Origin of the sequence: Bradyrhizobium sp. BR 1433, from assembly GCF_051547665.1 — a bacterium.
Classification (GTDB): Bacteria; Pseudomonadota; Alphaproteobacteria; order Rhizobiales; family Xanthobacteraceae; genus Bradyrhizobium; species Bradyrhizobium australafricanum.
On the sequence record NZ_JBPUGG010000001.1, the window covers coordinates 447290 to 471268 of the forward strand.

The window sequence follows — 23979 nt, forward strand, 5'->3', positions numbered from 1 at the left end:
CCATGGACCGCTCAAAACTCACCCGGCGTTTCCGCACCCTTCTGATCGCCAACCGCGGCGAGATCGCCTGCCGCGTCATCCGCTCGGCGCGCGCGATGGGGCTGCGCACCGTCGCTGTTTATTCCGAGGCCGACCGCGACGCGATGCATGTCGCGCTCGCCGACGAGGCCGTGCTGCTCGGGCCGGCCCGGGCCCGCGACAGCTATCTCAACATCGAGCGCGTCATCGCCGCCGCCAAGGAGACCGGCGCCGAGGCGGTGCATCCCGGCTACGGCTTCCTGTCTGAAAATGCCGAGTTCGCGCAGGCCTGTCTTGAAGCAGGTTTGGTGTTCGTCGGTCCGACCGCCGAGATGATGACGGCGATGGGCTCGAAATCCGGCTCGAAGGCGCTGATGGAGAAGGCCGGCGTGCCGCTGGTGCCCGGCTATCACGGCGAGGCCCAGGACGAGGCGACGCTGGCGGAGGCCGCCAACCGGATCGGCTTCCCGGTGCTGGTGAAGGCGTCCGCCGGCGGCGGCGGGCGCGGCATGCGCGTGGTCAATTCGGCGGCTGAGCTCACGGCCGCGATCACCAGCGCCAAGCGCGAGGCCAAGGCGGCATTCGGCGACGACCGCATGCTGATCGAGAAATACGTGCAGAACCCGCGCCACATCGAGGTGCAGATCATCGGCGACAGCCACGGCAATCTGCTCTCGCTGTGGGAGCGCGAATGCACGCTGCAGCGCCGCCACCAGAAGGTGATCGAGGAGGCGCCGTCGCCGACGCTGAACGCCGCGCAACGCGAGACGGTTTGCGAGGCCGCCCGCAAGGCCGCCGGCGCGGTCCACTATATCGGCGCCGGCACTATCGAGTTCGTCTCCGACGGCAAGGACGTGTTCTTCATCGAGATGAACACCCGCCTGCAGGTCGAGCATCCCGTCACCGAGCTGATCACCGGCGTCGATCTCGTCGAATGGCAGCTGCGCGTCGCTTTCGGCGAGGCGCTGCCGCTGAAGCAGGACGAGATCAAACTGAACGGGCATGCCATCGAGGCGCGCGTTTACGCCGAAAATCCGCAGAAGAACTTCATGCCCTCAGTCGGCCGCATCAAGACCTGGCGCACGCCACAGGAAGGCGACGGCCTGCGCATCGATGCCGGCTATCGCAGCGGCGATAACGTCTCGCCGTACTACGACGCGATGCTCGCCAAGGTGATCGCCTGGGCGCCGACGCGCGAGGGCGCGATCGACAAGCTCAATCGCGGACTGCAGGAGACCGATGTCCGCGGCATCGTCACCAATATCCCGTTCCTGTCGGCGCTGGTGACGCACAAGGATACGCGAGCCAATGCGATCGATACCGGCTTCATCGAGCGCGAGCTGAAGAACCTGACATCGAGCACGGGCACGGCCGGCGAGTTCGAGCTTTGCGCGGCGGTGGCCGCAATCGTCAACGATGAGCAGAAGGCGGCGCGGCGCGAGACCAACTCGCCCTGGCAGGCCTTCGGCTGGATGCCGGTCGGCCGCCGTCGGCGGGTGTTTTCGTTCCGGCAGGGCCATGAGCCCGCCCAGACCATCACGCTGCACTATGGCAACGGACCGTCGACGCTCTCCGTCGGCGGGCGCGAACTCGTCTTCGCCATCTCGTCAGCCGGCGATGACGGCTTCGACCTGACGCTCAACGGCCTCAAGTCGCGCATTGCTTCGGTCGTCGAGGGCCACGAGCTTTACTTGCGCACCCGCAACGGCCGCTTCGACCTGCACTGGGTCGATCCATTCGGCGGCGAGAGCGAGGAGCAGGTCGGCGAGGACAAGATCGTGGCGCCCTTGCCGGGCACCGTGGTCGCGCTGCTGGCCGAGGAGGGCGCAACGCTCGAGAAGGGCGCCCCGATCCTCACCCTGGAAGTGATGAAGATGGAGCAGACCCTGCGCGCGCCTTATGCCGGGCTGCTGAAGAAGCTCAGATGCAAGGTCGGCGACATCGTCGGCGAGGGCGTCGAGCTTGCCGAAGTCGAACCTGCGGCCGCGTCATGAGCGACCAGATCCAACTCGTCGAGATGGGGCCGCGCGACGGCCTGCAGAACGAAAAGACGCCGGTCAGCGTCGAGGCGCGCATCGCCTTCGTCGAGGCGCTGGTGGCTGCCGGGCTCAATACCGTCGAGGTCGGCGCCTTCGTGTCGCCGAAGGCGATCCCGCAGATGGCGAGCTCCGACCAGGTGCTGCGCGGCGTCAGCCACATCAAGGGCGCCGAATTCCACGTGCTGGTGCCGAATGAGAAGGGCTATGACGCCGCGCGCGCGGCCGGCGCCGAGGTGGTCTCGGTGTTCGCGGCGGCCTCCGAAGGCTTCTCGCGCGCCAATATCAATTGCTCGGTCGCGGAATCGATCGAGCGTTTCAAGCCGGTGCTGGCGCGCGCCAAGGCCGACGGCGTCAAGGTGCGTGGCTACGTCTCCTGCGTGCTCGGCTGTCCGTTCGACGGCGAGATCAAGCCGAAGGCGGTCGCCGACCTCGCGGTGACACTGTGGGATCTCGGCTGCTACGAGATCTCGCTTGGCGACACCATCGGCGTCGGCACGCCGCTGAAGGCCAAACAGATGCTGCGTGCCGTCGGTTCTGAGTTGCCGATCGGCAACCTCGCGATGCACTTCCACGACACCTACGGCCAGGCGCTCGCCAATCTCTATGCCGGCATGGAAGAGGGCGTCCGCGTCATCGATGCCGCCGCCGGCGGTCTCGGCGGCTGCCCCTACGCCCCCGGCGCCACCGGCAACGTCGCGACCGAGGACGTCGCCTACATGCTCGAGGGCATGGGCGTAAAGACCGGGATCGATATGGACAGACTGCTGGCCGCGACCAACGAGGTCGCCGGCTTGCTCGGCCGTCTGCCGGTCAGCCGTGTTGCGTCCGCGCTCAACGCGAAGCGTAAGCGGCTCGCCAAATCGTAAATTGTGGGATGCTTGGAGCGATTTGCCGCCGTTGCTCGAGGAGCGAAGGCGGAAGCGATATCCGTCGCGGCCCGGGCGGCATTGACGGCTATCGGGATTGCAGCCGCCTCAATCTTCGGCGGTCGCGCCCGGAGTTATGCGCTGCGAAGCGCAGATTCAAGGCACATAGTCGCGCCCCTGGCTTGCGCAATCTGGGCTCCCGAAGCTGGACTCTCGACCCATATGCGCATGGTGCGACAGCGCTTCGCGCTATCGCCGCCCTCCTTGAGGGCGTTTCCTCCCTAGACTTGGGCCGCTTGTTGTTTCGAGCGGCCCTTTTTCTTACGCCGCCGGAGCATTGACCGTCGCGATCACGGCCCTCATATCGGTCGCCAGCTCGCGATAGTGCCCGCCCAGCCGCTGGTATAGCTCGCGGTTGCTCCCATCCAGCGTCCTGCTAGCGATCAGCTCGCATTCGTCGGCGAGGATCTCAAATCGTTCCAGTTTTGCTTGGAGAGCGGACATGGCGGGCGTTTCCCTGACACCGTTACTGAGGGAGTTGCGACGCTACTACTCGGACTGCGTCTAACATAGCATAATTATAGGGTAGAATTAAATTCTTCCCGGCGCGACTTTGACCGATTGATGGGAGCGACTTGTCCGCCGTAGCTCTAACAGCGAAGGCGGAAGCGCATGAGCGTTTCGAGGAATTCCGGAGGCAAATCGCAGCGCTCGGTATGAGGTGAGCAACTGACGATGCGGCGGAGCCGTAATCGGATCGGTAGTGCGCAGCGAAGCCCATCAATTCAGTATCCGCGGCGCAAATGATGGGTATCGCTTCGCTCTACCCTATGAGCGAGTCCTTCCGCCGGATGGAACCCGTTTTGCGGCGCACACAGCCGCCGCCATCGGCTCGGCTCCCGATTAAACCCTCCCGAAAGCGTTCATGGCTTGGTGACTCAAACGTGCTGAGGTGAGGGGGCTCGCAATTGCTCCAGGTGGATTCCCGCCATGTCAGGACAGGTGTCAGCTTCCCGCGGCCGAACGTTTCTGGCCGGAAAGATCGTCTTCAACTTCGGCCGGTCGGCCTTCGACTGCACGGTCCGCCAGCTCACGGAGACGGGCGCCACCGTGGAACTCGAAAGTGTCGTTGGCATTCCCGATCACATTCAACTGTTGCTCGTCGGCAGCAATCAGGTGAAGCCATGCAAACGGCTGTGGCAATCGGACCGCCAGCTCGGCCTGGCTTTTGAAGAGCAGCAGGTCAACGCTGCGGCGCCAGCGCCTGCCGCTCCCGCGCCGGCCGTCATTCCGGAGCGGCGCAGCGGCGACATTCTGCGCGGGCACATGCTGGCGCTGCGTGCGGCGCTCGATCAGATCCCCGTCGGCATCCTGCTGCTGGACGCGGAGCTGAAGGCCGTGTTCATCAACCGCGCGTTTCGGAACATGTGGCGGCTTCCGGACGAAGTGGCCGACCGCAACCCCACCTTCACCGACCTGATGCATCACGGCTGCAAGACCATGGCCTACGAGCTGCCTGCCGCGCAGCTCGAAGCCTATGTTGCCGAGCGCGTCCGCCTCGTGGGCGTCGGGGACCCCAACCCGATCGATCTCAGGCGCAGCAACGGTGATGTGGTTCGATGTCAGTGCACGCCGCTGCCCGACGGCGGCCGGATGGTGAGCTACACGCCCGTGACCGACATCGTGCGCGCATCCGACAAGCTCAAGGTGCTGACCGGCGCGCTCGAGAACGTAGAGGACGGCGTCGTCCTGCTTGACCGCGATCTCAATGCGATCTTCCTCAATCGGCGATTGCGGGAATTCTGGGAGGTGAGCGAGGAGGAGGTCGCGCGGCATCCGGCATACATCACGCTGCTCACGCGCAACCGCCGCGCCGTTCCGGCCGGCGCGACCCCGGAGCAAATCAGGGCCTTTCCTGCGAAGCGGATTGCGGAGATCAAGGCAGGCGATCACAAGCGCGACGTGCAGACGCCGGACGGCCGCCATATCAGGATCCATTGCTCGACGATGGCAAACGGCGGTCGCATGCTGACCTTCGTCGACGTGACCGATCTCGTACGCAACGCACGGCAGCTGGAGGTGCTTGCGACCACCGATCCGCTCACCGGATTGTTCAACCGCAGGCACTTCCTGACGACGCTGGATGCGGAGTGGAGCCGGTTCCAGCGCTACTATCGTTCGGTATCCGTGCTGATGGTCGATATCGATCACTTCAAGAGCATCAATGACCGCTTCGGACATGCGGTCGGTGACGAGGCCATCAAGGCTGTTGCCAGGATTTGCATTCGGGGCAAGCGCAAGTCCGACGTCGTCGGCCGCGTTGGAGGCGAGGAGTTCGCCGTCTTGCTGCCGGAGACCACATTGTCGCGCGCCCGAACCGTCGCCGAGCGCATCCGAAAGAGGGCGGAAGGGTTGACGGTGAGGGCCGATGATCGACTGGTGCCACTGACAGTGAGCATCGGCGTTGCCGAGGCCCTCACAAGCATGCCCGGGATTGATGCCCTGATGAAGGCTGCCGATGCGGCGCTCTACCAGGCCAAGGAGCACGGCCGGAATCGTACGGAGTGCTGGTCACCTCCGTCGCCACCGAAGCCGGCCGCCGGGTAAAATGCAGGTGGTCGGGTCCCCGTCAGGTCCTATAAGGACTGATAATACATGGTTGCCCGGCGGCCACGATTGTTGCGATGTTGCAACGATGCCTGAACATTTAACCTTAAAAGCACCCGGTCCGTAGTCGCGCCGCTTTTTAGCCACACCCCGACATGAAAGGATATTCACGTAGCTGAATAGCCAGCGCTCCGACGACGGGACATTTTTTCGGGTTCCGGCGTTGATGGAGGAAAGAGCGCCGGGAACAGGGTCGCGATGGACGCCAAGACGAACATCAAGGGCAGGCTGCCCAGCCGTCACGTGACGGAGGGCCCCGAGCGCGCACCGCACCGGTCCTATCTTTATGCGATGGGGCTGACGACAGCCCAGATTCATCAACCCTTTGTCGGCGTTGCTTCATGTTGGAATGAAGCCGCTCCCTGCAACATCTCGCTGATGCGCCAGGCGCAGGCGGTGAAGAAGGGCGTGGCCTCGGCCGGCGGCACGCCGCGCGAGTTCTGCACCATCACCGTCACCGACGGGATCGCGATGGGTCATGACGGCATGCGCTCGTCGCTGCCGTCGCGCGAATGCATCGCCGATTCGGTCGAACTGACGGTCCGCGGCCACTCCTATGACGCGCTGGTCGGGCTCGCCGGCTGCGACAAGTCGCTGCCGGGCATGATGATGGCGATGGTCCGCCTCAACGTGCCGTCGATCTTCATCTATGGCGGCTCAATTCTACCCGGCAACTTCCGCGGCCAGCCGGTCACCGTCCAGGACATGTTCGAGGCGGTCGGCAAGCACTCGGTCGGCGCCATGTCGGACGAGGACCTCGACGAGATCGAGCGGGTGGCGTGCCCGTCGGCCGGCGCTTGCGGCGCCCAGTTCACCGCCAACACCATGGCGACCGTGTCAGAAGCGATTGGCCTCGCGCTCCCGTATTCTGCCGGGGCCCCGGCGCCTTACGAGATCCGCGACGCCTTCTGCGCCGCCGCCGGCGAGAAGGTGATGGAGCTGATCGAGAAGAACATCCGGCCCCGCGACATCGTCACCCGCGAAGCCCTTGAAAATGCTGCGGCCGTGGTTGCAGCCTCAGGTGGTTCGACCAATGCTGCGCTGCACTTGCCGGCGATCGCCCATGAGTGCGGCATTAAATTCAATTTGTTCGACGTTGCCGAAATCTTCAAAAAGACTCCTTACGTCGCGGATTTGAAGCCGGGCGGCCGTTATGTTGCCAAAGACATGTTTGAAGTAGGTGGCATTCCGCTGCTGATGAAGACGCTGCTCGACAATGGCCACCTGCACGGGAATTGCCTGACCGTCACTGGCCGAACGATCGCCGAAAACCTCAAAAGCGTGAAATGGAATCCGCACCAGGATGTGGTGCGGCCCGCCGACAATCCGATCACCGTGACGGGTGGCGTTGTCGGGCTGAAGGGTAATCTCGCTCCGGAGGGTGCGATCGTGAAGGTCGCGGGAATGTCCAACCTGAGGTTTACCGGTCCGGCCCGGTGCTTCGACCGCGAGGAAGACGCCTTCGAGGCGGTGCAGAAGCGCACCTACAGGGAAGGCGAGGTAATCGTGATCCGCTATGAAGGGCCGAAGGGCGGTCCCGGCATGCGGGAGATGCTGGCGACCACGGCGGCACTGACCGGGCAGGGGATGGGCGGCAAGATTGCCCTGATCACCGATGGCCGGTTCTCCGGCGCCACCCGTGGCTTCTGCATCGGACATATTGGACCTGAAGCGGCCGTCGGCGGGCCGATCGGGTTGTTGCAAGACGGCGACATCATCGAGATCGATGCGGTCGCCGGCACCCTTAACGTAAATTTGAGCGACGCCGAACTCGCAAATCGTAAGACCAAATGGGCCCCTCGCGCGACGAACCATACATCTGGTGCGCTGTGGAAGTACGCCGAGCAAGTGGGGCCGGCGGTGGATGGCGCAGTCACCCATCCGGGTGGCGCGTACGAGAAACAGTGTTATGCGGACGTTTAGGCGTACGATATTGGCGTTTGCGTTCAGGGGCCATCCCGGTGGCGGGCCCCGGATTCGGATTCGACGGCGCACCGGTCAACCCACAAGATACGGTTCTTCCTGTGGTTTCCCCGCAGCCGGGGACCGCCGGCGCGCTGAAACGGGCCGCCACCCCGGTGGCGCCTGCGGCGACCTCGCCGACCTCGTCGTTCAGCACGCTGCAGTACCAGGCCGAAGGCGGCCACCCCGTGGCGCAGTGGAAGCTCGGCAAGATGTACGCCGAGGGCGACGGCGTCATCCAGGACGACATGCGCGCCTTCGAGTATTTCAGCCGGATCGCCAATGCGCATGCCGAGGATTCCCCGTCGGCGCCGCAGGCCTCGATCGTGGCCAACGCCTTCGTCGCGCTCGGCCGCTACTATCTGAGCGGCATTCCCAATTCCAAGGTCAAGGCGGACACCGAGCGGGCGCGGGAGATGTTCTCCTATGCCGCATCCTATTTCGGCAATGCCGACGCCCAGTATGATCTTGCCCGGCTCTACCTGAAGACACCGGACGCCTCGCGGGACGACTTCCGCTACGGCGCGCGCTGGCTCGGGCTTGCCGCCCAGAAGGGCCAGCATCAGGCGCAGGCGCTGCTCGGCCAGATGCTGTTCAACGGCGACCGCCTGCCGCCGCAGCGGGCCCGCGGCCTGATGTGGCTGACGCTGGCGCGCGACAGCGCGACGCCGGATGAGGCCTGGATCAAGGAAAGCTACAACCGGGCGATCGCCAAGGCCTCCGAGGACGATCGCGCGATGGCGCTGCAGATGCTCGAGCACTGGGTGCAGGGCCGCCGGGATTGATCTTCCCGCCGGCCGGCGGGGTCAGGCGATCTCGAAATCGAGATCGGCCCAGACCGGGACATGGTCGGACGGCTTCTCCCAAGCCCGCACATAGCTGTCGATGCCGACGTCGATCAGCCGGTCGCTCGCTTGTGCCGACATCAACAGGTGGTCGATGCGCAGGCCCCAGTTCTTCTGCCAGGCGCCGGCCTGGTAGTCCCAGAAGGTGTACTGGCCCGGCTCGTCATTGACCGCGCGCAGCGCGTCGGTCAGGCCGAGGCCGAGCAGCGACTGGAAGGCCTCGCGGGTCTGAGGCCGAAACAGGGCGTCATCGGCCCAGGCGGCGGGATTGTAGACGTCGCGCGCCGCCGGAATCACGTTGAAGTCGCCGGCCAGGATCAGCGGCTCCTCGGCCTTCAGCCGCTCCTTCGAATACTCAAGAAGCCGCGACATCCACTTGAGCTTGTACGGATATTTGTCGGTATTGGCTGGGTTGCCATTGGGCAGATAAAGGCACGCGACCCGGATCACGCCCTGCTTCAGCGTGACGACGCCCTCGAGGAAGCGGGCATGTGCGTCCTCGTCGTCGCCGGCGAGGCCCGATTTGGTTTCGTCGAACGGCAGCTTCGACAGCAGCGCGACGCCGTTGAAGGTCTTCTGGCCGTGCGTGACGACATTGTACCCGAGCGCCTCGACCTCGAGGCGGGGAAACGCATCATCGACGCATTTGATCTCCTGCAGACAGACGATGTCGGGGGAGCACTCCTTCAGCCAGCTGACCAGAAGCTCGATCCGTTGCCGGACCGAGTTGACGTTCCACGTAGCGATTCGAACTGCCATCGGACTTCCTTCATTGTGGGGGCACGTGACCGAGCGCCGCCCCGCTTAGACCAAGCGCTTCCGCATCTCGATGTGCGGGATGCCGGCCTCCTCGAATTCCGCGCCGATCCGCTCGAAGCCGACGCGTGCGTAGAACGGCTCCGCGTGCGTCTGCGCGTTGAGGATCAGTTCCGGATAGCCGAGTTCGGCCGCCTTGGCCATCAGCGCGTCCAGCACGCGGGCGCCTACGCCTGTGCCGCGCGCCGCTTTGAGCACGGCCATGCGGCCGATATGACCGTCCGGCAGCAGCCGGCCCGTGGCCAAGGGCGCACCGTCGTCGGCGAACGCCAGCGCATGCCAGCTCGATGCGTCCATGTCGTCCCATTCCAGTTCTACCGGCACCCGCTGTTCCTCGACGAAGACGCTGTAGCGGATGGCACTGGAGCGTTCGCGGGCTTCTTCCCAGGGGCAGACAAGGACGGAGGTGGACATAAGGTCGCGATTCGGAAGCTCAATGAAGCAGAACGGATGCGGCCCGGTTACTCAAAACGTCCGGCGATGCGCATGCAAATGACCGGATTGAAGCCGCACTATTTCACTTAGGTGGCATACCATGGGCGGTCCGCCTGTGCTAACCCTCTCCGGAAACAAGGCGCAACAATTGCCGACGGGGGAGTGACGACGCGCACCGGCCTTCAAGGGAAGCCGGCGGCGCACGTGCGAAACTTATGAAAAAACGCAATTTGGTTCTGACTGTCGCTGTTCTCGGCATTGCGGCCGGGGCGGCTTACATGACCCGCACTTCATGGATGGGTGGCGGCGCCGCCACCGCGCAAGGGACGGCGCGGCCGCGCGTGGTGTCCGTGGATCTCGCCAAGGCGGAACGCAAATCGGTTCCGGTCGATGTCGATGCCATCGGACAGGTCACGCCGATCTCCAGCGTGGCGCTGAAGTCGCGGCTGGAGACCACCATCGTCTCGGTGCATTTCGAGGACGGCGCCAGGGTCAATGAAGGCGACCTGCTGTTCACGCTCGACGCGCGGCAGATCGACGCGCAGATCGAGCAGGCCGAGGGCGTCGCTGGCCCGCGACCAGGCCCAGCTCGAGGGCGCGCAGCGCGACCTCCGCCGCTACACCGAACTGGTCGGCAAGGGTGCGACCACCCAGGTCAACCTCGACAACGCCAAGACCCAGTCCGACGTCCTGATCGGCACCATCAAGGCCGACCGCTTCGCGCTGGAGAACCTCCGCGTCCAGAAGAGCTACACCGTCATCCGCGCACCATTCGCGGGACGGATCAGCGCCGCCAACGTCAAGGTCGGCAACTTCGTCCGCCCCGCCGACACCCAGCCGCTCGCGGTCATCAACCAGATGGCACCGGTCTACGTCACCTTCGCGATTCCGCAGCGGGCGCTGGTCGATCTGCGCGACGCCATGGGGAAGGGCAATTCAAAGGTGATCGCGACCATTCCCGGCCACCAGCGCTCCGAGCGCGGCAAGGTCGCGATGGTGGAGAACGCCGTCGACGCGACCACCGGCATGGTGACCGTGCGCGGCATCATGAACAACGAGAGCGAGACGCTCTGGCCCGGCACCATCGTGCAGACCAAGCTGATCATCCGCAGCGAAGACGCGGTCGTGGTGCCGACGGTCGCGGTGCAGCGCAGCCAGAACGGCAATTTCGTCTTCGTCGTCAAGGACGGCGTCGCCAAGGTCCGGCCGGTCAAGGTCGATCGCACCTTCCAGGGCTCATCGGTGATCTCGGACGGATTGGCTGGCGATGAAAGCGTCGTCGTCGACGGCCAGCTGCTGCTCTCGGAGGGATCGCGGGTCGAGTTGCGGGCGCGCAAGGCCGGAGCCTGACCGATGACGCTCTCCGAGCTTTGCATCCGCCGCCCGGTCATGACGACGCTGATCACGGCGTCGATCATCGCATTCGGCGTGTTCGGCTTCCGCCTGCTGCCGGTCTCGGCGCTGCCCAAGGTGGACTTCCCGACCATCGCGGTGACCGCGACCCTGCCCGGCGCCAGCGCCGACACCATGGCGGCCTCGGTCGCCGGCATCATCGAGCGCCAGCTCTCGACCATTGCCGGCATCTCCTCGATGTCCTCGAACTCCTCGCAGGGTACGAGCGTCATCACCATCCAGTTCGACCTCAACCGCAACATCGATGCCGCCGCGCTCGACGTGCAGACCGCGTTGACGATCGCGCAGCGCCGGCTGCCGATCGAGATGACGATCCCGCCGAGCTTCCGGAAGGTGAACCCGGCGGACTTCCCGGTGCTGTTCGTCTCGCTCGGCTCGGCGACGCTGCCGCTGTCGAGCGTCAACGAATACGGCGACATCACGATCGGGCAGGCATTGTCGCAGTTGCCGGGCGTCGCCCAGGTGCTGATCTACGGCGCGCAGAAATTCGCCATCCGCGTCCAGGCCGATCCGGAGGCCGCCGCCGCGCGCGGCGTCTCGATGGAGGATATCCGCGCCGCGGTGTCGCGCGCCAATTCGTCGACGCCGGTCGGCACCTTGAACGGCCCCAGCAGGACGTCGCGCTGCAGGCCTCCGGTCAGATGGACAAGGCAGCCGACTACCGCCAGATCTACGTCGCCTGGCGCAACGGCTCGCCGGTCCGGCTCGACGAGATCGCCAAGGTCTATGACAGCGTCGAGAACGACAAGATCGCGACCTGGATGAACGACGAGCGGGCGATCGTGCTCGCGATCCAGAAGCAGCCCGACGCCAACACCGTGGCGGTGGTCGACGCCGTGCTGGCCAAGCTGCCGGCGCTGCGCGCCGCGATCCCGCCCTCGGTGACCATGCAGGTCATGATGGACCGCTCGGTCTCGATCCGCCAGGCGGTCAGCGACGTCGAGGAGACCCTGCTGATCGCGATCGGCCTCGTGATCCTCGTGATCTTCCTGTTCCTGCGCTCGGCCTCTGCCACCTTCATCCCGGCGCTCGCGGTGCCGATCTCGCTGTTCGGCACGTGCGCGGCGATGTACGCGCTGGATTACTCCATCAACAACATGACGCTGCTGGCGCTGACGCTCTCGGTCGGCTTCGTGGTCGACGACGCCATCGTCATGCTGGAGAACATCGTCCGCCACATCGAGCACGGCATGAAGCCGTTCGAGGCGGCGCTGAAGGGTGCCCGCGAGATCGGTTTCACGATCATCTCGATCACCTTCTCGCTGATCGCCGTGTTCATCCCGGTGCTGCTGATGGGCGGCATCGTCGGCCGCGTATTCCGCGAATTCGCGGTGACGATCTCGGTTGCGATCATCGTCTCCGGCTTCGTGTCGCTGACCCTGACGCCGATGCTGTGCGCCCGTGTGCTGCGCGCGCATGACGCGACCAAGCGGCCGAACGTCGTGCTGCGGGCGTTCGAGGCGATGTTCGAGGCCTGGCTGCGGGCCTATGAATGGGCGCTGGATTGGGTGCTGGCCAAGAAGGCCCTGATGCTGGTGGTGACGCTGGCTACGCTGGGCGGCACCATCTACCTCTACATGATCGTGCCGAAGGGCTTCTTCCCGCAGGAGGACACCGGCTTCCTGATCGGTGTAACGGAGGCGGCGACCGACACCTCGTTCGAGGCGATGAAGGTGCGCCAGCAGGCGCTGGTTGAAGTGATGCGGACCGACCCGGCGGTGGATTACATCAATTCGACGGTCGGCTCCGGCGGTCCCAATCCGACCACCAATTACGGCCGGTTGTTCATCGCGCTGAAGCCGCAGAAGACCCGCGACAACGCCACCGTGGTGATCGGCCGGCTCCGCCAGAAGGCGCGCGAGATCCCGGGCATGCAGGCGTTCTTCCAGAGCGTCCAGAACCTCAGCATCGGCGGGCGCATCTCCAAGAGCCAGTATCAGTATGTGATGCAGAGCGGCGATACCGAGGCGCTGTACCGGCTGGCGCCCGAGATGCGCGACAAGATCGAGAAGATCAGGGGCTTGCTCGACGTTACCACCGACCTGTACATCAAGAACCCGCAGATGACGGTCGACATCGACCGCGAGAAGGCGGCGGTCTACGGCGTCACCGTCGATCAGGTCCGCAACCAGCTCTACAACGCCTATGGCGCGCGGCAGGTCGGCACCATCTACATGCCGTCGAACGACTACCAGATCATCCTCGAGGTGCAGCCGCAGTTCCGCGTCGATCCGTCCGACCTCTCGAAGCTCTACATGAAGACCGCGAACAACCAGACCATTCCGCTGGATGCGGTGGCGAGGCTGGTGCCGACGGTCGGGCCGTTGCAGATCAACCACCAGGGCCAGCAGCCGGCGGTGACGATCTCGTTCAACCTCGCGCCAAGCACCTCACTCGGCTACGCGGTCGACAAGATCACCGAACTCGAGCAGACCGCGAATTTGCCGCCGACGATTGTGACCGGCTTCTCCGGCACCGCGCAGGTGTTCCAGGATTCGCTGCGCGGGCAGGGCGTGCTGATCCTCGCCGCGGTGTTCGCAGCCTTCGTGATCCTCGGAATTCTCTATGAGAGCTTCATCCACCCGATCACGATCATTTCCGGCCTGCCGTCGGCCGGCATCGGCGCCATCCTGACGCTGATGATGTTCGGGATGGAGCTGTCTGTGATTGCGATGATCGGCATCGTGATGCTGGTCGGCATCGTCAAGAAGAACGCGATCATGATGGTCGACTTCGCGCTGGAGCGCCGCCGGGTCGGCCTGAGCGCCGAGCACGCGATCCGCGAGGCGGCACTGCTGCGCTTCCGCCCCATCATGATGACGACGTTCGCGGCGATCTTCGGCACGCTGCCGATCGCGCTCGGCGCGGGTGCCGGCGCCGAACTGCGTCAGCCGCTCGGCGTCGCCGTGGTCGGCGGCCTCTGCGTCTCGCAATTGCTGACGCTGTTCATCACGCCCGTGATCTACATCTATCTCGACCGCATCGACCGCAGGCTGCGCCGCAAGCTCGATCCGCAGGCGGAGGCAGGCGGCGACGTCGAGCGGCCGCAGGTGGTCGCGGCGGAATAGCCGAGCGTTCGGCGCGAGCCGGAAACCGGCTCGCCGGGAGAAACCGCTCGGGATCGTGAGGCGTTAGATCGAGAAGCTGGTGCCGCAGCCGCAGGAGGCGGTGGCGTTGGGATTGACGACGCGGAACGAGGCGCCGATCAGGTCGTCGACGAAGTCGACCTCCGAGCCCGCGAGGAACGGGACCGAGGCTGGATCGATCAGCACCACCGCGCTGTCGCGCTCGATCACGAGGTCGTCATCGGCCTGGATGCGCTCGACGTCGAACTTGTACTGGAAACCAGAGCAGCCGCCGCCCTCGACCGAAATGCGCAGCTTGGCGCCTTCGCCTTCCTTGCTGAGGATCTGCCCGATCCGGCGGGCGGCCCGTTCGCTGACGGTGATGGCAGCAGTCATGTCGGTCTCCGAAACCCTATTTGAGCATGATCCGATCCGGATCAGGCCCGGCGTCATCCCCAATTCATTTGGTCGGCCGCCTCAGTCATAGTTAAGTGCGTCGGACCATGGAATCAAATGGATAAGGACTAAAATACAGTGTCGGTCGGAATGGCTGCCCCCCGCGCGCCTTATGCCTGCGACCCCGATCGCAGCCGCGGCCGGCTGGTCGCGGAGCCGCCGAGCCGGACCCGGAGCCCATTCCGGCGCGACTGCGACCGGGTGATTCATTCCACCGCGTTCCGCCGCCTCAAGCACAAGACGCAGGTCTTCGTCTTCCACGAAGGCGATCACTACCGCACGCGGCTGACCCATTCGCTGGAGGTCGCGCAGATCGCCCGGGCGCTGGCCCGCCAGCTCGGGGTCGACGAGGACCTGACCGAGACGCTGGCGCTGGCGCATGACCTCGGCCATCCGCCGTTCGGCCATGCCGGCGAGCGGGCGCTCGACGAATGCCTCAGGGATGACGGCGGCTTCGACCATAATGCGCAGGCGCTGCGGGTCGTCACCTCGCTGGAGCATCGCTACCCCGAATTCGGCGGGCTGAACCTGACCTGGGAATCGCTCGAGGGGATCGTCAAGCACAACGGTCCGCTGACCGAGCGCGGTGGCGCACCCGCCGGCCGCTACCTGGAGAGTGGAATCCCGATCGGAATTGCCGACTACAACAAGGGCCACGACCTCGAGCTCTGGAGTTATGCCTCGCTCGAGGCGCAGATCGCGGCCTTCGCCGACGACATCGCCTATGACGCGCACGACATCGATGACGGCCTGCGTGCCGGTCTTTTCGCGGTCGACGACCTCAAGGAGATGCCGCTGACCGCCGACATCATCGCCGAGATCGACCGCCACTATCCTGGGCTCGACGAGGTCCGGCGCGGCGCCGAACTGGTGCGTGAGCTGATCTCACACTTCATCAGCGCGGTCTTCAACGAAGCGAGCCGGCGCCTCGCGGCCGCGCAGCCGCAATCGGCGCACGACGTGCGCCACCACAATGCCCCGCTGATTGCGTTTCCGTCCGAGGTGGCGGAGCAGGAGGCGGCGATCAAGGCGTTCCTGTTCCGGCGGATGTATCGCCACAAGCGGGTGATGCTGGTGATGGGGGAGGCGGAGGAGGTGGTCCGCAACCTGTTCGAGCGCTACCTGCAATCGCCTGAAGACCTGCCGGCGGAATGGATCGAGGGCAGCGTGCAGGAGACCGGGAGCGCTCGGAATAGGCGGATCGGCAATTTCATTGCCGGGATGACCGACCGTTTCGCCCTGATCGAGCACCAAAGGCTTTTTGAACTCGACCCCGGATTTGCGTTAGCGCCCTGCCATGGCCGACACCACTGCTTCACCACACCTTTTTGCCGATATGCTGACGCGCGTGCATGCGATCTGTGCCGCTGTCGCAGCCGAGGACAATTGGCCCGCCGGCATCGATCTGTCCCGCGTCGTGGTGGAGCCGCCGCGCGACGCCAGCCATGGCGACATGGCGACCAATGCCGCGATGGTGCTCGCCAAGGATGCCAAGGCCAAGCCGCGCGAGCTCGCCGACAAGATCGCCGGGCGGCTGCGCGCCGACGCGCTGGTGGCCTCGGTCGATGTCGCCGGGCCCGGCTTCATCAACCTGACCTTGAAGCCGCAGGTCTGGGCGGACGCGCTGCGTGCCGTGCTGGCCGCCGGCTCGGCTTACGGGCGCAGCGACATCGGCAAGGCCGAGAAGGTCAATGTCGAATATGTCTCGGCCAACCCGACCGGACCGATGCATGTCGGCCATTGCCGCGGCGCCGTGTTCGGCGACGCGCTGTGCAGCCTGCTGCAATTCGCGGGCTTCGACGTCTGCCGCGAGTATTACATCAACGACGCCGGCGCCCAGGTCGACGTGCTCGCGCGCTCGGCGTTCCTGCGCTACCGCGAGGCGCTGGGCCAGGACATCGGCGCGATCCCGGAAGGGTTCTATCCCGGCGATTACCTCGTGCCTGTCGGTGAGGCGCTCGCCAGGGAATATGGCGAGAAGCTGCTCGACATGACCGAAGCCGCGTGGCTGCCGATCGTGCGCGACAAGGCGATCGCTGACATGATGGAGATGATCAAGGGCGATCTCGCCGCGCTCAACATCCATCACGACGTGTTCTTCTCCGAGCGCTCGCTGATCACGTCAGGCAACAACAAGGTCGCCGAGACCATCGATTTCCTGCGCGCCAAGGGCGACATCTACGAAGGCCGTTTGCCGCCGCCGAAGGGCAAGCCGGTCGAGGACTACGAGGACCGCGAGCAGTCGCTGTTCCGCGCCACCGCCTATGGCGACGACGTCGATCGTCCGCTGATCAAGTCGGACGGCTCCTACACCTACTTCGCATCCGACATCGCCAATCACCGCTACAAGTTCGAGCGTGGCTTCACCAATCTGATCGACGTGTTCGGTGCCGATCACGGCGGCTACATCAAGCGCATGCAGGCCGCCGTGAAGGCGGTGACCGCGGGCAAGGCTGTGCTCGACGTCAAGATCGTGCAGCTCGTGAAGCTGCTGCGCGACGGCGAGCCGGTGAAGATGTCGAAGCGGTCCGGCGAATTCGTCACGCTGCGCGAGGTGGTCGACGAGGTCGGCTCCGACGCTGTCAGATTCATGATGCTGTTCCGCAAGAACGACGCGGTGCTCGATTTCGACCTCGCCAAGGTGATCGAGCAGTCAAAAGACAACGCGGTGTTCTACGTCCAGTACGGCCACGCCCGCGGCCATTCGATCTTCCGCAACGCGCGGGAGGAAGCGGTTCCCGATCTGCCCGAGACCGATGAGGCCCGGCTGGCCTATCTCCGTAATGCTACGGTCGAGCGGCTGACCGACCCGGCCGAGCTCGAGCTGCTCAAGCGGCTTGCGCTTTATCCGCGGATAATCGAGGCTGCCGCGGTGGCACATGAGCCGCACCGAATCGCTTTTTATCTCTATGATTTGGCCAGTGAATTTCATGCGCTTTGGACCAAGGGGCGCGATTTGCCCTATTTACGCTTCATTATCAATAATGATGCAGAGATCACGAGGGCGCGACTGGCAATGGTTCAGGGCGTCGTCTCGGTTCTGGCATCGGGCTTAGCTGTTCTAGGCGTCCACGCTCCGACCGAGATGCGGTAGGCAGGGGCATTAGGCCCTCACGAGTGGGGATTTGTGAGGGCATCTGGCAGAGGCCAACTCGTACGGACCGGCTGTGCCGGCGATCTTGGCGCTGTCCCGAAGGGGATGCATCATCACAATGGCTGATCGATATCAGGACCGACATTTTCCCGCCGACACGGCTTCCAAGGCCGACAGCGATCCGCTTGCCGAACTGGCACGGCTGATCGGCCAGACGGATCCCTTCGGCTCCACCAACAAGCCGCCGCCGCGTCCGCTGCAGTCGCGCGCCAACGCGCGGCCGCAACAATACGAGCCGCAGGCCGCGGACGAGGATGCGCCGCCCGCAGGCCCGCCGCCCTGGATGCAGCGCGCGCGGCAGGAGGCTGTCGCTCCGCCTCCCGTGCAGAACATAGAAGACGAAGAGCCCGAGCAGGACTACCAGCCGAAGCCGGTGCATCCGTTGCATCGCTACGCGGCTCAGCAGGCGCAGCCCGCGCCTGCGCCCGCGCCGGTGGCGCAATATCGGCCGGTCGAGGCTCCTCGACAGCCGGAGGCTTTTGACGAGGAGCCGCACTATCAGAGTGGCGGTCAGAGTCAGGATCCGTCGCGCTATGACGACGCGCTCTACGGCCAGCTGGAAGCCGGCGAGCAGGACCTGCAGCGCGATCCCGCCTATCCGGACGATCCCTATGCCTATGAGGAGGCCTACGAGGAGGAACCCGAGCCCCGCCGGCGGCGCAGCGGCCTGATAACGGTCGCCGCGGTGCTGGCGCTCGGCGTGTTCGGTGTCGGTGGCGCGTACGCCTACCGCACCTATGTCGGCTCGCCCCGCAGCGGTGAGCCGCCGATCATCAAGGCTGACAACACGCCGACCAAGGTGATCCCGGCCCAGGCCGACGCGCCGGCCAAGACGCCGGACCGGATGGCGACGGGCGACGGCACCGAGAAGATCGTGTCGCGTGAAGAGACGCCGGTCGACGTCAATTCGAAGACCGCCGGACCGCGCGTCGTGTTTCCGCCGCTGAACGCCAATGCGAATCCGCCGCCGCCCGCCAGCGTGCAGACGGCGCAGCCGGCCCCGGCGCCGATCACCGCGAACGGCACGTTGCCGAACAACGAGCCGCGCAAGGTCCGCACGCTTTCGGTCAAGGGCGATACGCCCGATGGCACGCAGGCCACCGCGACTGTGCCGGCAAAACCTCCGGCGGCGGCGAAGCCTCCGGTGTCGCGTGGCAACCCGGCTGCGGCCAACGCCAGCGTCAACTCGCCAATGTCGCTTGTTCCCGGCCAGGCTGAGGCGGCTCCGGCCGCACCTCCGACCCGGGTGGCCTCGACCTCGGCGGCTCCGGTTGGGGGCGGCGGATATCTGGTCCAGGTGTCCTCGCAGAAGAACGAGGCGGACGCCCAGGCGTCGTACCGGACGCTGCAGGGCAAGTATCGCAACGTGCTCGGTTCGCAGCCCTTGGTGGTGAAGCGCGTCGATCTCGGAGAGAAAGGCGTCTACTACCGCGCCTTTGCCGGCCCGTTCGCGTCGTCGGAAGAGGCGAACCAGCTGTGCCGGAGCCTGATGTCGGCGGGCGGGCCGCAATGCCTCATCCAAAGAAATTAAAGGCCGTTTCCTTGACCCGTGAGCTGCATACGGCCTAATCGGCCGAATGACGAAGCGCGCATTCATCACGGGCATATCCGGGCTGATCCTCAACGACGCCGAACGCGAATTCATTCGCGCCGAGCGGCCATGGGGCTTCATTCTGTTCAAGCGCAACATCGAGAGTCCTGCCCAAGTGGCGGCTCTTGTTGGGGAACTCCGGTCCGCAGTCGGCGTCGCCGATGCCCCGGTCCTGATCGACCAGGAAGGCGGGCGGGTGCAGCGGCTCGGCCCGCCGCATTGGCCGACGTATCCACCGGGCGCGAGCTTTGGGGCACTCTACGACATCGATCCGAAACTCGGGCTTGCGGCAGCTCGGCTCAGCTTCACGGCTGATTGCGGCCGACCTGACCGATCTCGGAATCACCGTCGATTGCCTGCCCTTGGCCGACGTTCCCGTGGCCGGGGCGGATGCGGTGATCGGCAACCGGGCCTATGGAACTGAACCTGGCAAGGTCGCGGCGATCGCTCGGGCGGTCACGGACGGGCTGGAACAGGGCGGGGTGCTGCCGGTTCTCAAGCATATTCCCGGCCATGGCCGGGCCACGGCGGACAGCCATTTCCGGCTTCCGACCGTTGATACCGCCAAGGCCGAGCTGGAACGGACCGATTTTGCCGCGTTCCAGCCGCTTGCGGATCTGCCGATGGCCATGACTGCACATGTTGTGTTTAGCGCGCTCGACCCCGTCCATCCGGCGACGACTTCTGCGACAATCATCGAACAGGTGATTCGCGGCCTGATCGGATTCCAAGGTTTGTTGATGAGTGATGACGTGTCGATGAATGCGCTGGCCGGATCGATTGCCGAGCGGACCCGCGCCATCGTCACCGCTGGTTGCGACATGGTTCTGCACTGCAACGGCAATATTGACGAGATGCGCGAGGTCGCACGCGAAACGCCGGAACTGACCGGCAAGGCGCTTGAGCGCGCCAAGGCGACGCTCGCCGCGCGCAAGCCGCCTGAGCCGCTCGACCGGCAGGCGGCACGGGCTGAACTGGATGCGTTGTTGGATCGGGTAGGGACGGCATGACCGCTGAAATTCTTTCGTTTGATACCGGGCGGCCGGCCGACATCGCCGAGGGCGAACCGGCGCTGGTGGTCGACGTCGAGGGCTATGAGGGCCCGCTCGACCTGCTGTTGACGCTGGCGCGGCAGCAGAAGGTCGACCTGTCGAAGATCTCGATCCTTGCGCTTGCCGACCAGTATCTTTCGTTCATCGAGGCTGCCCGCAAGATTCGCCTCGAGCTTGCCGCCGACTATCTGGTGATGGCGGCTTGGCTTGCGTTCCTGAAGTCGCGGCTCCTGCTGCCCGAGCCGCCGACCGCGGAGGGGCCGAGCGCCGAGGAAATGGCGACCGCGCTCGCCAATCGGCTGCGCCGGCTGGAGGCGATCCGCGAGGCGGCGAACCGGCTGATGAACCGGCCCCAGTTCCAGCGCGATATCTTTCCGCGCGGCAATCCGGAATCGATCGCCGAGATCAAGCATCCGAAGTTCACCGCCACCTTGTACGACCTGCTGTCGGCCTATGCCACGCAGCGCGCGTCGCGCGTGCTGACCTCGGTGCACCTGGCCAAGCGGACGGTGTGGTCGCTCGCCGAAGCGCGCGCGTCGCTGGAGCGGCTGGTTGGCCTCGCCGAGGAATGGAGCTGCCTCGACGAGTACCTGATGAAGTACGTCGCAGATCCCAAGCAGAAGGCGACGGTGTTCGCTTCGAGCTTCGCGGCCGCCCTCGAACTGGTTCGCGAAGGCGAGATGGAGATCAACCAGAAGCAGGCGTTCGCGCCGATCTATTTCCGAAAGCGTCAAGCGCAGGCCGCAATGGCGGCGCCGGACCTGTCGGTTGAGTAAGTGGAAGAAGGAGAGCAAGCCCATGGCAAGCTTGGCGGAAGTGCGCAGAGAAGAGCCCGAGGAGGAGGTTTCTCCTATGGATCCGGTGGCGCGTCCTGAGGAATTGCGGCTCCTGGAAGCCCTGTTGTTTGCATCGGCCGAGCCGATCGATCAGGCAACGCTGGCAAAGCGGATGCCCGACGGCGTCGACGTCAAGGCGGCGCTCGCGCAGCTGCAGGCGGAATACGCGCCGCGCGGCGTCGATCTGGTGCGTGTCGCCAACAAGTGGACGTTCCGCACCGCTGGCGATCTGTCGTGGCTGATGACGCGCGAGAGCACCGAAACCCGGAAGCTGTCGCGTGCCGCGATCGAGGTGCTGGCGATTGTCGCCTATCACCAGCCGGTGACTCGCGCGGAGATCGAAGAGATTCGCGGCGTGGTCACGTCGAAGGGCACGATCGATGTGCTGCTCGAGACCGGCTGGATCCGCCCGCGCGGCCGCCGCAAGACGCCGGGCCGTCCGCTGACCTTCGGAACCACCGACGCGTTCCTGTCGCAGTTCAGCCTGGAAGCGCTCGGCGACCTGCCGGGGCTCGAGGAGCTGAAGGGCACGGGTCTGCTCGACTCGCGTCTGCCGACCGGATTTTCCGTTCCGTCGCCGTCGGATGACGCGACGCTGCGGGAGGACGAGGAGCCGCTCGAGCCGGGTGATACGCTGGAACTGCTGCTGGCGCCGGCGGTCGAGCCGGAAGCCGAGGAACCGAAGGCCGACGCAGAAACGACTGACGAGGTCGGGACTGCTGAGGTCGAAACGACCGCCCAAGCGGAGGTCGAGGCGGACGTTGCCTCTGATCCGGATGCGGCCGAACCTGACACCGGCGAGCCGGAAGACCGCGCCGACCACGCGGGTGATGACGCCGCCACCGAGGACAAGGGCGAATAGGCCTGAATATTCCCGGTTAAGCCTAGCAATATTACGTAGCCGCGACAGCGATTTGCCGCGGCCGAGGTCCTTGTTTTTGACACCCCGCGGGCCTACCTTCCGGCAAAGTTCAGGCCGGTCCGCCGGCCATTTCTGGAGGGTTGCAGGATGGGTTCGTTGAGCATTTGGCACTGGATCGTCGTGATCGCAGTGGTCCTGCTGCTGTTCGGACGCGGCAAGATTTCCGATCTGATGGGTGACGTCGCCCAGGGCATCAAGGCCTTCAAGAAGGGCATGCAGGACGACGACAAGGTCGCCGAGAAGACCGAGCCCACCAAGTCGATCGATCACAATGCGGCGACGTCGGCCGCGCGCCAGGACGTCGGCAGCAAGGCCGTCTAACGCGCTTGTACTGACGCATATTTCGACGTTTTTTCTTGCGCGAAACGGTGACGCCGTCGCAGAGACGCGCTATGGACGCCGATTGAGAAAAGGCGCCGGCAGCCCCAGATCCTGTTAGGAGCGATGGGGTCGATGGCGGCGCGCTTAGGCGGAAGAATTCATGTTCGATATCGGGTGGAGTGAACTGGTCGTCATCGCGGTCGTCGCGCTGATTGCCATCGGCCCGAAAGAACTGCCGGGCGTGCTGCGCATGGTCGGGCAATGGATGGGCAAGGCCCGCAAGATGGCCTCCGAATTCCAGGGCCAGTTCCAGGAAGCCATGCGCGAGGCCGAGATGGCCGACCTCAAGAAGAGCTTTGACGAGGTCAAGGAGGCCGCAACCGGCATCACCAGCGGCAACATCATGACCTCGCTGCAGAAGGACGTCAGCGACGCCCTGCAGATCGACAAGCCGGTCGATGCGCAGGTCGCGTCCGCAATTGATGCACCGGTGGCGTCAAGTGACACACCGGTGACGCCCACGAACTCCCGTCGAGCCGACGCCGGAAACCTTCGTCGAGGCCGAGGCGCACGCGGCAGCCAGCGAGCCGCTCGCGATCACCAATGAGGTGAAGGCCGAGCCGGCGCCGCAGGACGTGACGCCGGTACAGCCCGACGCGCTCAAGGACGCGAGGGCGTCATGAGCGCCGAAGACATCGAGGCCAGCAAGGCCCCCTTGATGGATCACCTGATCGAGCTGCGCTCGCGGCTGATCAAGGCGCTGCTCGGCTTCGGCGTGGCCTTCATCATCTGCTTCTTCTTCGCCAAGCAGATCTACAACGTGCTGGTCTGGCCGTTCGTCTGGATCGCGGGGCCGGAGAATTCGAAGTTCATCTACACCGCGCTGCTGGAATATTTCATCACCCAGCTGAAGCTCGCATTGTTCGGCGCCGGCTTCATCTCGTTTCCGATCGTCGCCACCCAGATCTACAAATTCGTCGCGCCCGGTCTCTACCGGCATGAGCGCAACGCGTTCCTGCCGTATCTGATCGCCACTCCGGTGTTCTTCGTGATGGGCGCGGCGCTGGTCTATTTCGTCGTGCTGCCGATGCTGGTGCGGTTCTCGCTCGGCATGCAGCAGGCCGGCGGCGCGGAGACCGCGCAGATCCAGCTGCTGCCCAAGGTCGGCGAATATCTTTCGCTGATGATGTCGCTGATCTTCGCCTTCGGCATCGCGTTCCAGCTGCCGGTGATCCTGACGCTGCTCGGCCGCATCGGCATCGTCACCTCGAAGATGCTGAAGGAGAAGCGGCGCTACTTCATCGTGATCGCCTTCATCATCGCCGCCGTGCTGACGCCGCCCGACGTGCTGAGCCAGGCCTCGCTCGCGATCCCGCTGCTCGCGCTCTATGAGGGCGCCATTATCGCGGTCCGGATCGTGGAGAAGAAGGCCGCGACCTCGAATGCGTCGTCCGGGGCGACCAATCCGGCCGAATAGGGTGATTTCACCTCACAGTCGGTGTCATACCCCGCGAAAGCGGG

15 protein-coding genes and 6 pseudogenes are annotated in these 23979 nt (G+C 65.1%); 16 read left to right on the forward strand and 5 right to left on the reverse strand.

From position 1 onward, the window contains the following. The first annotated feature begins 2 nt into the window (after positions 1-2). Complete coding sequence (locus tag ACSKB9_RS02230) at positions 3-2012, forward strand: acetyl/propionyl/methylcrotonyl-CoA carboxylase subunit alpha (protein ID WP_438071417.1); 2010 nt, start codon at positions 3-5, stop codon at positions 2010-2012. Beyond that, complete coding sequence (locus ACSKB9_RS02235; protein WP_438071419.1) at positions 2009-2923, forward strand: hydroxymethylglutaryl-CoA lyase; 915 nt, start codon at positions 2009-2011, stop codon at positions 2921-2923. Before ACSKB9_RS02230 ends, ACSKB9_RS02235 begins: the two co-directional genes overlap by 4 nt. A 321-nt stretch (positions 2924-3244) precedes the next feature. Here the strand turns inward: ACSKB9_RS02235 and ACSKB9_RS02240 are convergent, their stop codons facing one another. After that, the gene (locus ACSKB9_RS02240; RefSeq protein ID WP_092083416.1) at positions 3245-3427 is read right to left on the reverse strand and encodes a hypothetical protein; all 183 of its coding nucleotides are present in this window, start codon (positions 3425-3427) and stop codon (positions 3245-3247) included. A 486-nt stretch (positions 3428-3913) separates the two neighbouring features. Between ACSKB9_RS02240 and ACSKB9_RS02245 the strand changes: the two genes are divergently transcribed. From ACSKB9_RS02245 to ACSKB9_RS02255, 3 genes and pseudogenes are all read left to right on the forward strand, one after another. Next, on the forward strand, positions 3914-5530 hold the full coding sequence (locus ACSKB9_RS02245) for a diguanylate cyclase (protein WP_438071420.1): 1617 nt from the start codon (positions 3914-3916) through the stop codon (positions 5528-5530). 258 nt (positions 5531-5788) lie between these two features. Next, positions 5789-7513 (forward strand): dihydroxy-acid dehydratase, encoded by a 1725-nt coding sequence (gene ilvD / locus ACSKB9_RS02250; protein WP_438071421.1) that lies wholly within the window; start codon positions 5789-5791, stop codon positions 7511-7513. Further along, positions 7500-8337 (forward strand): annotated as a pseudogene (locus ACSKB9_RS02255) (tetratricopeptide repeat protein). The gene ilvD and the pseudogene ACSKB9_RS02255 overlap by 14 nt, the downstream one beginning before the upstream one ends. Before the next feature lie 21 nt (positions 8338-8358). Here ACSKB9_RS02255 and xth read toward each other — a convergent pair. Together xth and ACSKB9_RS02265 are read right to left on the reverse strand one after the other, a co-directional pair. After that, positions 8359-9156: an exodeoxyribonuclease III gene (xth, locus tag ACSKB9_RS02260; RefSeq protein WP_076828641.1), complete on the reverse strand. Its 798-nt coding sequence runs from the start codon at positions 9154-9156 to the stop codon at positions 8359-8361. 45 nt (positions 9157-9201) lie between these two features. Next, on the reverse strand, positions 9202-9627 hold the full coding sequence (locus tag ACSKB9_RS02265; RefSeq protein WP_438071424.1) for a GNAT family N-acetyltransferase: 426 nt from the start codon (positions 9625-9627) through the stop codon (positions 9202-9204). Positions 9628-9863: 236 nt separating this feature from the next. On the opposite strand from ACSKB9_RS02265, the pseudogene ACSKB9_RS02270 reads away from it, so the two are divergent. Then, positions 9864-10998: pseudogene (locus ACSKB9_RS02270) on the forward strand (efflux RND transporter periplasmic adaptor subunit). 39 nt (positions 10999-11037) lie between these two features. Next, a pseudogene (locus ACSKB9_RS02275) lies at positions 11038-14129 on the forward strand (efflux RND transporter permease subunit). 63 nt (positions 14130-14192) lie between these two features. On the opposite strand, the gene erpA reads toward ACSKB9_RS02275, so the two are convergent. Further along, positions 14193-14522, reverse strand: coding sequence for an iron-sulfur cluster insertion protein ErpA (erpA, locus tag ACSKB9_RS02280; RefSeq protein ID WP_438071426.1), 330 nt, complete (start codon positions 14520-14522; stop codon positions 14193-14195). Between the two features lie 138 nt (positions 14523-14660). Here erpA and ACSKB9_RS02285 point away from each other — a divergent pair. From ACSKB9_RS02285 to ACSKB9_RS02295, 3 genes and pseudogenes are all read left to right on the forward strand, one after another. Next, a pseudogene (locus ACSKB9_RS02285) lies at positions 14661-15870 on the forward strand (deoxyguanosinetriphosphate triphosphohydrolase). A 9-nt stretch (positions 15871-15879) separates the two neighbouring features. Next, entirely contained in the window at positions 15880-17676 is a 1797-nt protein-coding gene (argS, locus tag ACSKB9_RS02290; protein WP_438071428.1) for an arginine--tRNA ligase, read from the forward strand. A 118-nt stretch (positions 17677-17794) separates the two neighbouring features. Further along, positions 17795-19267, forward strand: a complete 1473-nt coding sequence (locus ACSKB9_RS02295; protein WP_438071430.1) for an SPOR domain-containing protein — start codon at positions 17795-17797, stop codon at positions 19265-19267. Positions 19268-19301: 34 nt separating this feature from the next. Here the strand turns inward: ACSKB9_RS02295 and ACSKB9_RS02300 are convergent, their stop codons facing one another. Further along, positions 19302-19547, reverse strand: coding sequence for a hypothetical protein (locus tag ACSKB9_RS02300; RefSeq protein WP_438071432.1), 246 nt, complete (start codon positions 19545-19547; stop codon positions 19302-19304). 64 nt (positions 19548-19611) lie between these two features. Between ACSKB9_RS02300 and ACSKB9_RS02305 the strand changes: the two genes are divergently transcribed. From ACSKB9_RS02305 to tatC, 6 genes and pseudogenes are all read left to right on the forward strand, one after another. Continuing rightward, a complete protein-coding gene (locus ACSKB9_RS02305; RefSeq protein ID WP_438071433.1) occupies positions 19612-20337 on the forward strand; it encodes a glycoside hydrolase family 3 N-terminal domain-containing protein in 726 nt (241 codons plus the stop codon). Then, positions 20334-21155 carry a segregation and condensation protein A gene (locus tag ACSKB9_RS02310; protein ID WP_438071435.1) on the forward strand — a complete coding sequence of 274 codons (822 nt, stop codon included), beginning with the start codon at positions 20334-20336 and terminating at the stop codon, positions 21153-21155. The genes ACSKB9_RS02305 and ACSKB9_RS02310 overlap by 4 nt, the downstream gene beginning before the upstream one ends. 22 nt (positions 21156-21177) lie before the next feature. Continuing rightward, a pseudogene (gene scpB, locus ACSKB9_RS02315) lies at positions 21178-22032 on the forward strand (SMC-Scp complex subunit ScpB); the annotation flags it as partial. A 192-nt stretch (positions 22033-22224) separates the two neighbouring features. Next, positions 22225-22458, forward strand: a complete 234-nt coding sequence (locus ACSKB9_RS02320; RefSeq protein ID WP_016846882.1) for a twin-arginine translocase TatA/TatE family subunit — start codon at positions 22225-22227, stop codon at positions 22456-22458. A gap of 160 nt (positions 22459-22618) precedes the next feature. Continuing rightward, a pseudogene (tatB, locus tag ACSKB9_RS02325) lies at positions 22619-23141 on the forward strand (Sec-independent protein translocase protein TatB). Beyond that, a complete protein-coding gene (tatC, locus tag ACSKB9_RS02330; RefSeq protein WP_038381092.1) occupies positions 23138-23935 on the forward strand; it encodes a twin-arginine translocase subunit TatC in 798 nt (265 codons plus the stop codon). The pseudogene tatB and the gene tatC overlap by 4 nt, the downstream one beginning before the upstream one ends. Positions 23936-23979 lie beyond the last annotated feature (44 nt).

Bases quoted from the DNA above. Each gene is read 5' to 3' on its own strand.
- ACSKB9_RS02230 (WP_438071417.1), top strand. From the start codon at position 3: ATGGACCGCTCAAAACTCACCCGGCGTTTCCGCACCCTTCTGATCGCC.
- ACSKB9_RS02235 (WP_438071419.1), top strand. From the start codon at position 2,009: ATGAGCGACCAGATCCAACTCGTCGAGATGGGGCCGCGCGACGGCCTG.
- ACSKB9_RS02240 (WP_092083416.1), bottom strand. From the start codon at position 3,427: ATGTCCGCTCTCCAAGCAAAACTGGAACGATTTGAGATCCTCGCCGAC.
- ACSKB9_RS02245 (WP_438071420.1), top strand. From the start codon at position 3,914: ATGTCAGGACAGGTGTCAGCTTCCCGCGGCCGAACGTTTCTGGCCGGA.
- ilvD (WP_438071421.1), top strand. From the start codon at position 5,789: ATGGACGCCAAGACGAACATCAAGGGCAGGCTGCCCAGCCGTCACGTG.
- xth (WP_076828641.1), bottom strand. From the start codon at position 9,156: ATGGCAGTTCGAATCGCTACGTGGAACGTCAACTCGGTCCGGCAACGG.
- ACSKB9_RS02265 (WP_438071424.1), bottom strand. From the start codon at position 9,627: ATGTCCACCTCCGTCCTTGTCTGCCCCTGGGAAGAAGCCCGCGAACGC.
- erpA (WP_438071426.1), bottom strand. From the start codon at position 14,522: ATGACTGCTGCCATCACCGTCAGCGAACGGGCCGCCCGCCGGATCGGG.
- argS (WP_438071428.1), top strand. From the start codon at position 15,880: ATGGCCGACACCACTGCTTCACCACACCTTTTTGCCGATATGCTGACG.
- ACSKB9_RS02295 (WP_438071430.1), top strand. From the start codon at position 17,795: ATGGCTGATCGATATCAGGACCGACATTTTCCCGCCGACACGGCTTCC.
- ACSKB9_RS02300 (WP_438071432.1), bottom strand. From the start codon at position 19,547: ATGCGGCGGGCCGAGCCGCTGCACCCGCCCGCCTTCCTGGTCGATCAG.
- ACSKB9_RS02310 (WP_438071435.1), top strand. From the start codon at position 20,334: ATGACCGCTGAAATTCTTTCGTTTGATACCGGGCGGCCGGCCGACATC.
- ACSKB9_RS02320 (WP_016846882.1), top strand. From the start codon at position 22,225: ATGGGTTCGTTGAGCATTTGGCACTGGATCGTCGTGATCGCAGTGGTC.
- tatC (WP_038381092.1), top strand. From the start codon at position 23,138: ATGAGCGCCGAAGACATCGAGGCCAGCAAGGCCCCCTTGATGGATCAC.